The organism is Arthrobacter sp. JSM 101049, from assembly GCF_041679245.1.
Taxonomy (GTDB): domain Bacteria; phylum Actinomycetota; class Actinomycetes; order Actinomycetales; family Micrococcaceae; genus Arthrobacter_H.
On record NZ_JBGFFC010000003.1, the window covers coordinates 489,724 to 503,670 of the forward strand.

A 13,947-nucleotide genomic window follows, 5' to 3' on the forward strand; every position below is an offset into this window, starting at 1 on the left:
ATCGGGACAGGGCGGGCCGCGCCGGGATAGCGTGAAGCCAGGACCACAGGCCGCTCGACGCAGAAGAGGACGCAGAAGAGGATGACCATGAACGAAGACGGACGCACCCCCGCGGACATCGAATGCTGGCTCACGGACATGGATGGCGTGCTGGTGCACGAGAACCAGGCCATCCCCGGGGCCGCCGAGCTGATCGAACGCTGGGTGGACACCTCCAAGCGGTTCCTGGTCCTGACGAACAACTCGATCTACACCCCGCGCGACCTCTGCGCGCGCCTGAACGCCTCGGGGCTGGTGGTCCCCGAGGAGAACCTCTGGACCTCGGCCATGGCGACCGCCGAATTCCTCAGGCACCAGGAACCCGGCGGACGCGCATTCGTCATCGGCGAGGCCGGACTGACCACTGCCCTGCACGACGCCGGATTCATCCTCACCGACCAGGACCCGCATTTCGTGGTCCTCGGCGAGACCCGGACCTACTCCTTCGAGGCGATCACCAAGGCCATCCGCCTGATCACCAGCGGGGCCCGCTTCATCGCCACGAACCCCGACGCCACCGGGCCCTCGGCCGAGGGGCCATTGCCGGCCACCGGGGCCGTGGCGGCGCTGATCACCACGGCGACGAACCGCAGCCCCTACGTGGTGGGCAAGCCGAACCCGATGATGTTCCGCTCGGCCATGAACCGCATCGAGGCGCACTCGGAGACGACGGCGATGATCGGGGACCGGATGGACACCGACATCATCGCGGGCATGGAGGCAGGCCTGCACACGGTGCTGGTGCACACCGGAATCACGCAGCCCGGCGACATCGAGCGCTACCCCTTCCGCCCCGACGCGACCTATCCCTCGGTGGCCGAGCTGCTGGAACAGCTCTAGCCGCGCAGCCACCGTGCCGCGGCAGCGGCCAGGTCGGCCGGGGTCTCGGCGATGTCGAAGACCTTCCCGGACTCGTCGACGCCGAGGTCCTCGAGGGTGGCCAGCTGGGAATCCAGCAGGCTGGCCGGCATGAAGTGGCCCGGCCGCACCTGCATGCGCTCGCCCAGCAGCTCGACCGTGCCGTGCAGGTGCACGAACCGCGTGTCCGGTGCCGCTGCACGGATCAGGTCACGGTAGGAGCGCTTGAGCGCGGAGCAGCCGATGACCAGGGTCCGGCCCGCGGCGGCGGCAGCACCGAGTTCGGCGCCGATCTCGCGCAGCCACGGTTCGCGGTCGTCGTCGTCCAGCGGGATCCCTGCGCTCATCTTCTCGATGTTCGATTCGGGGTGCAGGGCGTCCCCGTCGACGAAGGCCCCGTCGAGCTCGATGGCCAGCAATTCGCCGACCGTGGTCTTGCCACTGCCCGAGACCCCCATGACGACCACGCGGTCCCCGGGCATCGCCGTCGTGCTTTGTTCCTCGGGTCCCACCATCGCCTCGCTCACCAGTCGTGGACCGTTCCGTCAATGAGCCGATTGTAGGGCAGATAGGCCTGCTGGTAGGGGAACTTGGCGGCGGCCTGGACGTCGAACTCGACGCCGATTCCCGGCGCCTCGCCCGGGTGCAGGTAGCCGTCGGTGAAGGTCATCGTCTGGTGGAAGACCTCGTTGGTGGCGTCGGAGTGCTGCATGTACTCCTGGATGCCGTAGTTGTGGATGGCCAGGCCGACATGCAGCTGGGCGGCGAAGCCGATCGGGGAGATGTCGGTGGGGCCGTGGAAGCCCGACTTGATCTGGTACTGGGCGGCGTAGTCCATGACCTTCTTCAGGGGGGAGATCCCGCCGAAGTGGGTGGAGGCGGCACGCACGTAGTCGATCAGCTGTTCCTTGATGATGGCCTGGAAGTCCCACACGGTGTTGAAGATCTCGCCGATCGCCAGCGGGGTGGTGGTGTGCTGGCGGACGATCCGCAGGCCCTCCTGGTTCTCGGCCGGGGTGCAGTCCTCGAGCCAGAACAGGTCGTAGGGTTCCAGCGACTTGCCCAGCTTGGCGGCCTGCATCGGGGTCATGCGGTGGTGGCCATCGTGCAGCAGCGGGATCTCGGGGCCAAATTCGTTGCGCACGGCTTCGAAGACGGTGGGCAGGTGGCGCAGGTAGGCCCGGGTGTCCCAGTCCTCCTCCTGCGGGAACGCGCCGCGGCCGGCGGGCTCGTAGTCGTAGCGTTCGCCCGAGGACTGGGCCTGGGCGGCGACGCCGTAGACGGCCTTGATGCCGGGGATGGCGGTCTGCACGCGGATGGACTTGTAGCCGAGCTCCAGGTGCTCGCGGATGGAGTCGAACAGCTGCGGGATGTCGGTGCCCGAGGCGTGGCCGTAGGCGCGCAGGCCGCGGCGCGAGGCCCCGCCGAGCAGCTGGTAGACCGGCAGGTTCGCGACCTTGCCCTTGATGTCCCACAGGGCCATGTCGACGGCGGCGATGGCGGCCATGGTGATCGGGCCGCGGCGCCAGTAGGAGGAGCGGTAGAGGAACTGCCAGGTGTCCTCGATGCGGTGCGGGTCCTTGCCGATGAGCAGCTGGGCGACGTGGTCCTTGAGGTAGCTGGCGACGGCGAGCTCGCGGCCGTTGACCGTGGCGTCGCCGATCCCGACGAAGCCCTCGTCGGTTTCGACGCGCAGGGTGACGAAGTTGCGTGACGGGCTCGTCACGAACACGTCGGCCTTGGTGATCTTCATGGGTGGGTGTCCTTTCGGGATGGCGCGGCGGTGCGCCGGCGGGTGGTCAGTCGGTGAAGGTGCCGCGGAGGGCGTGGACGGCGGAGACCGCCTGGTCCTCGGCGGCCAGGGTGGGGTCGACGATGGCCAGCAGGGCCTGCGTCTGGGCGGTTCCGGTGCCGGATGCAGCCGCGGCGATGCGCTCGCCGGCGGGATCGTGGACGTCCTCGCCGGCGGCGAGCTGGATGCCGATGCGGTCCATCCAGGCGGCCAGCAGGCGCAGGGCCGCGGTGCCGTCGCGTCCGGCGTTCCGCTCGGCCCGGTAGACCGGCACGGCGCGGGCGCCCAGCTTCAGCGAGCCGTCCTGGCCGATCTGGGCCAGGTGGTGGGCGATCCGCGGGTTGGCGAACCGCTCCCGCAGCGCCGCACGGTAGCCGGGGATGTCCAGCTGCGCGTCCTGCAGGTGGCGGGCCGCGGCGTCCCAGAACTCCTCGACCCACCCCGAGATGCGCTCGTCGGCCAGGGCCTCGGAGACGGTGCCGTGCCCGCGCAGGGTCCCGGCGTAGGCCATGAGCGTGTGGGCACCGTTGAGCAGCCACAGCTTGCGCCGCTCGTAGGGTTCGAGGTCCTCGACGAACACGGCGCCGGCCGCCTCCCAGGCCGGGCGTCCTGCGGGGAAGTCCCCGGCGAGCACCCAGGAGGAGAAGGGTTCGGTGACCACAGGTGCGGCGTCGTCATACCCGGTGGCCGCGGCCACGGAGGCGCGGTCGGCGTCCGTGGTGCGTGGGGTGATCCGGTCGATCGAGCTGTCCACGAAGGAGACGTTTTCCTCGATCCACACCGCCAGCAGCGGGTCGACCCGTTCCGCCAGCCCGAGGACCGAGGCACGGGCTGCGGCCCCGTTGCCGGGCAGGTTGTCGCAGGAGACGACGGCGATCGGCCAGCCGTCGGCCGCACGGCGGGCTGCCAGGCCCACCAGCAGGCGCCCGGCGGTGGTCCGCACCACGCGGCCGTCCAGGCCGCCGGTGCCGAGCGTGAAGTTCGAGCCCTCATAGTGGGCGCGCAGCGCGGCGATGTCGGTGGCGACGAGCTCGTCCTCGGCATCCAGCCGGGCCGGCTGCCCGTCCGCGGCGGGGGCCAGTCGGTAGCCGGCCTCGGTGACCGTGAGGGTGACGACGGCGATGTCCGGGTGGGCCAGCAAGGTGGACAGGGCCTGGAGGTCGGCGCCGTCGTGGGCCTGGACCTCCGCGGCGATGACCGCGTGGCGGTCGCCGTCCGCGGCCCGTTCGACGAGCGTGTACAGCCCGTCTTGCCCGGCAAGTTGCCGGGCGGCCTCGGGGCTGCGCCCCGTGAAGGCGGCGATGCCCCAGCCGTCGCCGGCGCGCTCGGTGTACCAGGCCTGGTGGGCCCGGTGGAAGGCGCCGAGACCCAGGTGGACGATGCGCACCTGGGGGCGGGCCCCGGCGTCGTACGTGGTGGCGTTCAGCGGACGCGGTGCCGTCTGCGCGGCGCTCACAGCTTGAAGGCCCGTCGCGGGGAGCCGTCGACCAGGTCCACGATGACCTCGGCGGCGCGCTCCTCGGTGATCCGGTGCTCGACGACCAGCCGGGCCAGGAAGGCTGCTTCGGTGCGGCGGGAGGCGTCGTGCCGGGCGGGGATGGAGCAGAACGCGCGGGTGTCATCGATGAAGCCGGAGGACCGGGAGAAGCCGGAGGTCTCCGTGACGGCGGAGCGGAAGCGCAACATGGCATCCGGGGCGTCGAGGAACCACCACGGGGCGCCGATGAACACCGCCGGGTAGAAGCCGGCCAGCGGGGCGATCTCGCGGGAGAAGACCGTCTCGTCGATGGTGAAGGGGATGAAGTGGAAGCCCTCCGCGGTGCCGAAGTCTGCCAGCAGCGGCTGCAGGCCGGTGGAGAAGTCCACGCCGAAGGGGATGTCGTGGCCGGTGTCGGCCCCGAAACGGGCCAGGGTACCGGGGTGCGTGTTGCGGTGGACGCCGGCGTGCATGGTCATGACCAGCCCGTCGTCCAGCGCCATGGCGGCCTGCTGGTACATCATGTGCGCCTCGAAGGCCAGGCCCTCGGCGAAGGTCGACGTGCCGGCCAGGCCCTTGGCGAAGAGGGTGGCGGCCTCGTCGTGGCCGAGCTTGAGCGTGTCGGCGGTATGGGTCCCGTGGTCGGAGGAGACCGCGCCGTGCTCGGCAAAGTAGCGGCGGCGGCTGGCCATCGCCGCGAGGTAGCCGTCGTAACCGGAGGCGCCGCTGCCGGCGGCCTGGATCAGCCGGTCGGCGTTGTCGGCGAAGCCGTCGACCCAGAACTTGGTGTAGGCGTCCGGCCTGAAGGTCGGGATCACGCGTGGGGCGAACGAGGCGTCGGCGGCCAGCGCGTCGTGGGCGGCCAGGTCCGCCAGCGGGTCGTCCGTGGTGGCCAGGACCTCGATGCCGAACTGGTCCATGAGCGCCCGGGGCCGGAAACCGGGTTCGCCGATCTTCTGCTGCAGGGCGTCGTAGACGGCGTCGGCGGTCTCCTCGCGGATCTCGAGGTCGTCGATGCCGAAGACGTCCACGAATTCCTGGCGCAGCCAGTAGCCGGAGGCGGTGCCGTCGAAGAGCGGCCAGTGGCGGCAGAACGTGCGCCAGGCCTCGCGGGCCGAGGCGCCGGTGGAACCACCTACGCGCAGGTCCTCCAGCGGGACTCCGGCGGCGTGCATCAGCCGCGTGACGTAGTGGTCGGGGCTGATCAGCATGGCGGTCGGGTCGGGGAAGGGCACGTCGTCGGCGATGACGGCGGCGTCCACATGTCCGTGTGGCGAGATGATGGGCAGCGACTCCACGGCACTGTGGAGCCGGCGTGCGACCTCGCGCACGCCGGGATCTGCCGGCAACAACCGGTCGGGATGGTTGGCGATGGAGGAAGGCATGGCACCATCGTGGAATCCGGGCACGCCGATGGCAACAAGTTGCCATGGGTTGCATCACCCGCGGGGCCGCCCGGTCGAGGCGCGCACGACCAGCCGCGTCGGCAGGACCACCGGCCGCGTCGGGACCTGGACGCCGCCCTGCGAGAGCACCAGCAGGTTGCGCACGGCCGCTGCCCCGAGGGCATGCAGCGGGGCCGCCACGCTGGTCAGCCCTGGAGGGGCGAGCTCGGCCACCGCGGAATTGTCGAACCCCATCACGCTCACGTCCCCGGGCACGTCGTAGCCGCTGGCCTGGGCCCGGCGCATGAAGCCCACCGCCAGCTGGTCGTTGTACCCCAGGACCGCCGTCGCGCCGCTGTCCAGGACGCGTTCCGCGACGGCTGCCCCTCCTTCGCGGGTCGGTGCCGGGCACTCGAAGAGGTTCGCCCGCAGGCCGAGCTCGTGCGCTCCCTCCTTCAGGCTGCGCCAGCGCATGCCGTGCGCCCAGGACGCTTCCGGTCCGGCAAGGTAGGCCAGGTCGCGGTGCCCCAGTTCCCCCAGGTGCTCGACGGCGCGGCGCATCCCCCGCTCGTTGTCCGTGACCACGCTCGCCACGCCGCTGACGCCGCGGTTCATCACCAGCGTCGGCTTCTGCTTGGCCATCGCCCGGATGGCCGCATCGGACATCCGCGAGCTGCTGAGCACGATGCCGTCGACGATGCCCATCACCCGTTCGATGGCCTCGCGTTCCACGACGCCGGATTCCCGGGTGTGCGCCAGGAGCATGGTGTATCCGTTCTTGGCGGCTTCCTCCTCGGCCCCGCGGATCATGTCGAAGAAGACGGGGTTGGAGATGTCGGCGATGACCAGTGCGATGGTCCCGTGCCGCTGGCGTCCTTCCGCCATCGGACGGCGCACGTCCACCGACCGGTATCCCAGCTCTGCGGCAACTGCACGGATCCTTTCCGCCGTGGCGAAACTGACGCGACCGGGGCGGGCAAAGGCCCGGGAGACAGTCGAGGCCGACACTCCTGCCTGCCGGGCGACATCGTAGATCGTCGCCGGCTTGGGGGCGTCCGGAGTGGTGGGCATGGAACCATCTTGCTGCATGGCCCCCGTTCGGGAAACCCGCGGCAACTGATGGCAACTAGTCGCCATCAGACCGGTGTGGCGGACATCATGCATAGGTACCGACAATGGGGCCGGACGCCGTGCGGCCAGCGCGGGGTGGGCAGTGAAGCCCGCCGCCCAGAAAGTAGTGATCCGAATGAAAGTGCGCTTCCTGCGCCTGTGCGCCATCGGGCTGGCACTGATTCTGCCCCTGAGCGCCTGCACGTCCGGGGTCTCCGGAAAGGCGGAGACCGGCAAGACGCTGGTGCTCTCGCTCAACCAGTCCGAAGACCACCCCTCCTACATCGCGCTGGCGGATTTCGGCGAGCGCCTCAAGGCGGCAACCGATGGCCGCTGGGACGTCAAGGTGTACCCGAACGAGACGCTGGGTGCGCAGCAGGAGGTCATCCAGCTCGTCAGCGACGGCTCCGTCGACATGGCCGTCGCCTCCGGCACCCAGTTGGAAAACCTCAGCCCACACTTCGGCGTGCTGAACCTGCCGACCACTTTCAAGAGCATCGACCACCAGATGAAGGTCATTCGGGACCCGTCGATCGTGGGCGAGCTGTTCACGTCGCTGGAGGACTCGAAGCACCTGACCGTCCTCGGCGGGCTCACGCAGGGCGACCGCAACCTCTACACGGTCACCGGCCCCATCAAGGAGCCGGCGGACCTGCACGGCCTGAAGATCCGCGTCCAGGAATCGGATGTGCACATCGACATGATCAACGCCATGGGCGGCTCGGCGACGCCGATGTCCTACGGCGAGGTCTACACGGCCCTGCAGTCGGGCGTGCTGGACGGAGCCGAGAACAACGAGATCTCCTACATGACCCAGCACCACAACGAGGTGGCCAAGTACGTGGCCCGGACCCGTCATCTGGTGGGCCTGGACTACATGCTCATCAATTCCGAAACCTACAACTCCATGACGCCCGAGGACCGGAAGATCTTCGACGCGGAGTGGGACGAGACGATGAAGATGCACACGCAGCTGTGGAAGCAGGAGACGGCCCAGGCCATCGATGAGGCCAAGGCGACCGGGACGAAGTTCAACGACGTCGACGAGGCGGCCTTCACGAAGGCGCTGGCGCCGGTGGTCAAGAAATACCTCAAGAGCCCGGCCGACCATGAATTGTACGAAGCCATCCAGGAGGCCAACCAGTGACCCCCGTCAAGAACGCGCTCGACGTCGCCCTGCGTTGGCTCTGCATCATCCTTTTCGCCGCGCTCGTGCTCGTGGTCGTCTGGCAGGTCTTCAGCCGCCAGGTCGTCCAGTCCCCCGCCACGTGGACGACGTCCGTGGCCCAGTACCTCTTCGTCTGGCTCGCCCTGTTCGGCTCGGCGTGGGTGTTTACCCAGAAGGAGCACATCGCCGTCGACTTCCTGACCCGTCTGGTCCGGATCAACGGAACCCGCGGCATGGAGATCGCCGTGAACGTCGTCATCCTCGCCTTCGCCGTCCTCATCCTCGTGTGGGGCGGCATCCGTGGCGTCGACCTGACCTGGACGCAGAAGGTGTCGGGGCTGCCGGTCAACATCGGCACCATGTACCTGGCGCTGCCGATCTCGGGCGTGATCATGGCCTTCTACGCGCTGTTCCACATTTCCGAGGCGTTCCGCGGACGCGGCCTGCCCGGTGCCGACGAGGAAATCAGGGAGGCGGTCTGACCATGGATGCAGCACTCGTTGCAGGAATCATCCTGGTGGTCGGCATCGCCGTCCTCCTGCTGGCGCGGATCCCGATCGCCGTCGCCGTCGGCTTCTCGGCCTTCGCGGCCGTCGCGGCCGTCATCGGCATGGAAAAGGCCTCCTTCGTCGCGGCCCAACGCCTGTTCACCGGCGTGAACTCCTTCACCCTGCTGGCCATCCCGTTCTTCATCCTGGCCGGCGTGCTGATGAACAACGGAGGCATCGCCGGGCGCCTCATCGATGCGGCCAAGGTCCTCGTCGGGCGCATGCCCGGATCGCTGGCCCAGACCAACGTGGTGGCCAATGCGCTCTTCGGCTCCGTCTCCGGCGCCGCCGTAGCATCGGCCGCAGCGGTCGGCGGCGTCATCGGCCCCCGCCAGGCCAAGGAAGGCTACGACCGGAGCTTCTCCGCGGCGGTCAACGTCGCCTCGGCCCCCTCGGGCATGCTGATCCCGCCGAGCAACACCCTGATCGTCTACTCGCTGGTCTCCAGCACCTCGATCGCCACCCTGTTCGTGGCCGGTTACATCCCCGGCATCCTGTGGGCCGTGGCCTGCATGTTCATCGTCTGGCTCTATGTGCGCCGTCGTCCCGGCGTCGGCATCACCGAACGGGTGCCGCTGCAGCTGGCCCTGCTGACGCTGTGGCGTGCCGTCCCCTCGATCCTGATGATCGTCGTGGTCATCGGCGGCATTCTGGCCGGCATCTTCACCCCCACCGAATCGGCCGCCATCGCCGTCGTGTACTGCCTGGTCCTCGGCTTCATCTACCGCGCCGTGAAGGTCCGGGACCTGCCCGGAATCATCCTGGATGCGACACGGACCACCTCGATCGTCATGCTCCTGGTGGGCGTCTCGACAATCATGTCGTGGGTCATGGCCTTCTCCGGCATCCCCGGGGCGATCTCGAACGCACTGTTGGGCCTGACCGACAACCCCGAGGTGATCCTCATCCTGATCATGGTCATCCTGCTGATCGTGGGCACCTTCATGGACCCGACCCCGGCCATCCTGATTTTCGTGCCGATCTTCCTGCCGATCGTGACCGAATTCGGCGTGGATCCCATCCATTTCGGCATCATGGTCACGTTCAACCTCTGCCTGGGGACGATCACCCCGCCCGTCGGCAACGTGCTCTTCGTCGGGGCGAAGATCGCCAAGCTCCGGGTGGAACCGGTGATCAAGTCGCTGATCCCGTTCTTCATCGCCCTGGTCATCATGCTCTTCGTGGTGACCTTCATCCCCCAGTTGTCCATGTGGCTTCCGGAACTGCTGGGTCTGGCCGGTTCATAGCGGCAGGACCGGCACCCCGATCCCGAAAACCCCCTGCAGGCCCGGCCTGCAGGGGGTTTTCGCGTCACGACGGAGCTTCACAACTTCGGTGCAATTGACGGCAACCACGGGCCCTCCGCCGGTGTCCCGGGTCACAGTGGGGCCGGGCTGACGGAATCCCCGCCGGCCCGGACCGATTCCGCACCGCTACCCGATGGAGGACACCTTGACACGAAAATTCCCGCCCACCGCGAGACGACACCGCGCAGCGGCCGCCCTCGCCGTACCGCTGGCCCTGGTGCTGGGACTGCCCGCCGCGGCGGCGATGCCCCCGGCAGCCCACCCGGGCCAAGGGGCCCCAGCTGCCCGCCACGACGAGGGCAACCACGGCAAGCCTCCCCGCGTTGACGCCCGCTCCAAGAACACGCTCAAGGTCAAGGGACGCACCTTCAAGGACCTCAACGGCAATGGGCGCCTGGACCCCTACGAGGACTGGCGGCTTCCGGCCGAGCAGCGGGCGGAGAACCTGGTCTCCCAGATGACGCTCGAGGAAAAGGCCGGCCTGATGCTGATCGACACGCTCAACGCCGTTTGCGACCAGGACACCGGGACCCGGGGGACCCTCGATCCGGCGGCCGCCGGCTACGTGAACGACCAGAAGATGCACCGCTTCATCTTCCGCAACACCGTGACCAGCCCGGACCAGGCGGTCTGCGGTGGACCCGACGGCGGATTTCGGGCCAGCACGTCCCTCACCCCCGGCGAGGCGGCCCGGTACATGAACTCGATCCAGGAGCTCGCCGAGGCCACCCGGCTGGGCATCCCGGTCCTCTACAAGTCCAACGCGCGCAACCACATCGATCCCAATGCCCGCGCCGGGATCAACGAATCCGCCGGCGCCTTCACCGCCTTCCCGAAGGAAGCCGGCATCGCGGCAGCAGCCCTGGGGCAGGAGTCGCAGAACACCGGCGAGGTCCCCACGACCGGGGACATGTCCGTGGTCGAGGACTTCGCCGGGGTGATGGGCGAGGAGTGGAAGTCCATCGGCCTGCGCGGCATGTACGGCTACATGGCCGACCTGTCCACCGAGCCGCGCTGGTACCGCGTGCACGAGACCTTCACCGAGGACGCGGACCTGGACGCCAACATCATGTCCGCTCTCGTGGGCACCCTGCAGGGACCGGTGGACGACGACGGCGTCTCCCTGACCCCCGATTCGCCGGTGGCCCTGACCATGAAGCACTTCCCCGGAGGCGGCCCCCAGGAACTTGGCCTGGACGCCCACTACTCGTTCGGCAAGACGCAGGTCTACCCCGGCTGCGCCTTTGGCGAGCACCTCAAGCCGTTCGAGGCGGCCATCGACGCCGGCGTCTCGGCGATCATGCCGTATTACGGGGCACCGGTGAACCTCACCTACGACGGCGTCACCTACGACCAGACGGGCATGGCCTTCTCCCAGCAGATCGTCAACGACCTGCTGCGCGGCAAGCTCGGTTTCGCCGGCTACGTCAACTCGGACACCGGCATCGTCACCGACCGCGCCTGGGGGCTGGAGGGCAAGAGCGTTCCCGAACGCGTCGCAGCAGCGGTCAACGGCGGCACCGACACCCTCTCGGGGTTCCACGACGTCAAGACGATCACGGACCTGGTCGCCGACGGACTGGTCACCGAGGAGCGCGTGACCACGGCAGCCCTGAGGCTGACGAAGCCGATGTTCCGACTGGGCCTGTTCGAGAATCCCTACGTCGACCCGGAAGCCGCCACCGCGACGGTGGGCAGCCAGGAGCACCGCGAGGTCGGGTTGGACCTGCAGCGCAAGTCGGCCGTCCTGCTGCAGAACAAGGAAACCGACGACGGATCGAAAGTCCTTCCGCTGAAGCCGGACTCCACCATCTACCTGCTGGGCGACGCCGACGAGGAGACCGTCGCCGGCTACGACTACGACGTGGTGAACGGCAACACCGAGGACCCGGCGGACCGCCCGAGTGCGAAGGGCAGCGACTACGCCGTCATCAACGTCACGGTCAACAACACGAACACCAGCACCTACACCAGCAACGGCTCGGACTCCGGGATGAGCCCGGAGCACACCAACCCGGTCACGCTCGAGGGCGTGGAGGGCCTCGACGGCAACAGCCCGTACGGCGCCGCCGACGCCTGCGTCACCCAGGGAGCCGAGGAGTGCACCGATGACGGGCTGCCCTATGGCGGTGCCCTGCCCTGGGAGGCCGGCACCCTGGACTTCACGGGCATGGCCGCCTCGGAATCGTGGGAGGTCAGCCCGTCGCTGGACACCATCCAGCAGGTCATGGACGAGGTGGACGACCCCGACAAGGTCGTCCTCCACGTCTACTTCCGCCAGCCGTTCGTCATGGACGAGGCCAGCGGGCTGCGTGATGCCGGTGCGATCGTCGCCGGCTTCGGCATGGGCGACACCGCGCTGTTCGACATCCTCTCCGGCAAGGTCGCCCCGCAGGGCCGGATGCCGTTTGCCCTGGCCGGCACGGCGGAGGCCATCGACGAGCAGTTCAGCGACCTGCCCGGCTACCGCGAAACCACCGATGGCGCGCTCTACCCCTTCGGGTACGGCCTGACCTACTGAGCCGCCCCGCCAGCGGTGCCCCGGGGACCGATCGCCAGCGCGGTCGGCCCCGGGGCGTCGTTACGGGCCACAGGTGTCCCGTCAGTTTGCCCCTCTCCCGAAGCGGCCCATAACCTCGTCTCATGTCCCCGGTAGCTTCCCTCCCCCTGCTCCAAGACGCTTCGCCCCTGTTCGACTGGTCCTTCTGGTTGGACCGGCCGCTGAAGATCGTCGTCATCGTCGTCGTCGCCATCGTGCTGAACTACCTGGTCCGACGCCTGATCCGCCGCACGACCGACCACATTGCCGCCGGCGAGGCCGCCGCGTTGACCAAGGAGCGGCGCAAGGCCGAAAAGGGCGGGCGCCGCTGGCTGGTACAGGAGTCGCCCATCGCCGTCGCCCGCAGGACCCAGCGCGCGCAGACCGTCGGTTCGGTGCTGCGCTCGGTCACCACGATCGTGATCACCACGGTGGTGCTGCTCACCGTGCTCTCGCAGGTGGGCATCAACATGGGGCCCATCTTGGCCAGCGCAGGCATCGTCGGCGTGGCCCTGGGCTTCGGCGCCCAGGCCCTGGTGAAGGACTACCTGTCGGGGATCTTCCTGGTGGCCGAGGACCAGTTCGGGATCGGCGACTATGTAGACCTCGGGGAGGCTGCGGGCACTGTGGAAGCGGTGGGACTGCGCATTACCCAGGTCCGCGACGTGGACGGGACGCTGTGGCATGTGCGCAACGGCGAGATCCTCCGCGTGGGCAACTTCTCCCAGGGCTGGGCGCGCGCCGTGCTGGACGTCCCGGTCCCCTACGATTCCGACGTCTCGCAGGTCAGCGACATGATCCTCGACTCCGCCCGCAAGCTGCAGAAGGACCCGCAGTGGTCCCACCAGATCCTGGACGACCCGGAGATCTGGGGCGTGCAGGACCTGAGCGGCGAGTCGATGAAGATCCGGCTCGTGTTCCGCACCCAGCCGCTCCAGCAGTGGGCCGTGGCCCGGGCCATGCGTGCCCAGCTGAAGGCCGACCTCGACGCCGCCGGGGTGCGGATCCCGCTGGTGCAGCAGACGGTCATCCGGGCAGCGAATCCAGCCGGGTTCACCACCCTGCACACGGATGCGAAGACGGACGAGGACACTGCGGAAACAAACCCGTCCGGGCCCGATTCCGGCAACGGGCCCTCGCGCGATTAGAGCCCGAGTTCGTCCTTGCCGAAGGCGAACAGATAGGGGACTCCGGCCTCGGCTTCGATGCGTTCCTTCGACCCGGTGTCACGGTCCACGATGACGGCCACGGCGACCACGTTGCCGCCGGCGTTGCGCACGCCCTCGACGGCGGCCAGTGCCGATCCGCCGGTGGTGGAGGTGTCCTCGAGGACGACGACGTTGCGTCCGGCCACGTCCGGTCCCTCGACCTGGCGGCCCATGCCGTAGGACTTCTGCGCCTTGCGGACCACGAAGGCGTCGACCGCGCGACCGGCCTGCCCGGCGGCATGCATCAGCGCGGTGCCGACGGGATCGGCGCCCATGGTCAGCCCACCGGCGTTGGTGAAGTCGATGCCCGCCGCGTCGAGCAGTTCGAGCATGACCGAACCGACCAGCGGCGCGGCTTCATGGTGCAGGGTGATGCGGCGCAGGTCGACGTAGTAGTCGGCTTCCTTGCCGGAGGAGAGCGTGACCTTGCCGCGCACCACGGCAAGTTCCTGGATGAGTTCGAGCAGGCGGGCGCGGGCGTCGTTGTTCGAGGACATGGCCCCCATTCTAGTGCGG

At 68.8% G+C, this 13,947-nt stretch carries 12 protein-coding genes; 6 read left to right on the plus strand and 6 right to left on the minus strand.

Features of this window, described 5'->3' with window-relative positions; translation table 11 throughout:
• Positions 1-87 precede the first annotated feature (87 nt).
• Complete coding sequence (locus AB8M85_RS11730) at positions 88-879, plus strand: HAD-IIA family hydrolase (protein WP_372698997.1); 792 nt, start codon at positions 88-90, stop codon at positions 877-879.
• On the opposite strand, the gene AB8M85_RS11735 is transcribed toward AB8M85_RS11730, so the two are convergent.
• Genes AB8M85_RS11735 through AB8M85_RS11755 form a run of 5 tightly spaced genes read right to left on the minus strand, consistent with a single transcriptional unit; the run spans position 876 to position 6,622 of the window.
• On the minus strand, positions 876-1,424 hold the full coding sequence (locus AB8M85_RS11735; RefSeq protein WP_372698998.1) for a gluconokinase: 549 nt from the start codon (positions 1,422-1,424) through the stop codon (positions 876-878). The genes AB8M85_RS11730 and AB8M85_RS11735 overlap by 4 nt on opposite strands.
• Positions 1,421-2,650, minus strand: a complete 1,230-nt coding sequence (gene manD, locus AB8M85_RS11740; RefSeq protein ID WP_372698999.1) for a D-mannonate dehydratase ManD — start codon at positions 2,648-2,650, stop codon at positions 1,421-1,423. The genes AB8M85_RS11735 and manD overlap by 4 nt, the downstream gene beginning before the upstream one ends.
• A 46-nt stretch (positions 2,651-2,696) precedes the next feature.
• Positions 2,697-4,145 (minus strand): mannitol dehydrogenase family protein, encoded by a 1,449-nt coding sequence (locus AB8M85_RS11745; RefSeq protein WP_372699000.1) that lies wholly within the window; start codon positions 4,143-4,145, stop codon positions 2,697-2,699.
• Positions 4,142-5,551, minus strand: coding sequence for a glucuronate isomerase (gene uxaC / locus AB8M85_RS11750; RefSeq protein ID WP_372699001.1), 1,410 nt, complete (start codon positions 5,549-5,551; stop codon positions 4,142-4,144). Before uxaC ends, AB8M85_RS11745 begins: the two co-directional genes overlap by 4 nt.
• A gap of 54 nt (positions 5,552-5,605) precedes the next feature.
• Complete coding sequence (locus AB8M85_RS11755; protein WP_372699002.1) at positions 5,606-6,622, minus strand: LacI family DNA-binding transcriptional regulator; 1,017 nt, start codon at positions 6,620-6,622, stop codon at positions 5,606-5,608.
• Between the two features lie 175 nt (positions 6,623-6,797).
• On the opposite strand from AB8M85_RS11755, the gene AB8M85_RS11760 reads away from it, so the two are divergent.
• From AB8M85_RS11760 to AB8M85_RS11780, 5 genes are all read left to right on the plus strand, one after another.
• Positions 6,798-7,808 (plus strand): TRAP transporter substrate-binding protein, encoded by a 1,011-nt coding sequence (locus AB8M85_RS11760; protein WP_372699003.1) that lies wholly within the window; start codon positions 6,798-6,800, stop codon positions 7,806-7,808.
• Entirely contained in the window at positions 7,805-8,311 is a 507-nt protein-coding gene (locus AB8M85_RS11765) for a TRAP transporter small permease (protein ID WP_372699004.1), read from the plus strand. Before AB8M85_RS11760 ends, AB8M85_RS11765 begins: the two co-directional genes overlap by 4 nt.
• 2 nt (positions 8,312-8,313) lie before the next feature.
• On the plus strand, positions 8,314-9,624 hold the full coding sequence (locus AB8M85_RS11770; protein ID WP_372699005.1) for a TRAP transporter large permease: 1,311 nt from the start codon (positions 8,314-8,316) through the stop codon (positions 9,622-9,624).
• 205 nt (positions 9,625-9,829) lie between these two features.
• On the plus strand, positions 9,830-12,205 hold the full coding sequence (locus AB8M85_RS11775; RefSeq protein WP_372699006.1) for a glycoside hydrolase family 3 N-terminal domain-containing protein: 2,376 nt from the start codon (positions 9,830-9,832) through the stop codon (positions 12,203-12,205).
• 122 nt (positions 12,206-12,327) lie between these two features.
• Positions 12,328-13,371: a mechanosensitive ion channel family protein gene (locus AB8M85_RS11780; protein ID WP_372699007.1), complete on the plus strand. Its 1,044-nt coding sequence runs from the start codon at positions 12,328-12,330 to the stop codon at positions 13,369-13,371.
• Here AB8M85_RS11780 and pyrE read toward each other — a convergent pair.
• Complete coding sequence (pyrE, locus tag AB8M85_RS11785) at positions 13,368-13,928, minus strand: orotate phosphoribosyltransferase (RefSeq protein ID WP_372699008.1); 561 nt, start codon at positions 13,926-13,928, stop codon at positions 13,368-13,370. The two genes, AB8M85_RS11780 and pyrE, sit on opposite strands and share 4 nt — an antisense overlap.
• Between the last annotated feature and the right edge of the window lie 19 nt (positions 13,929-13,947).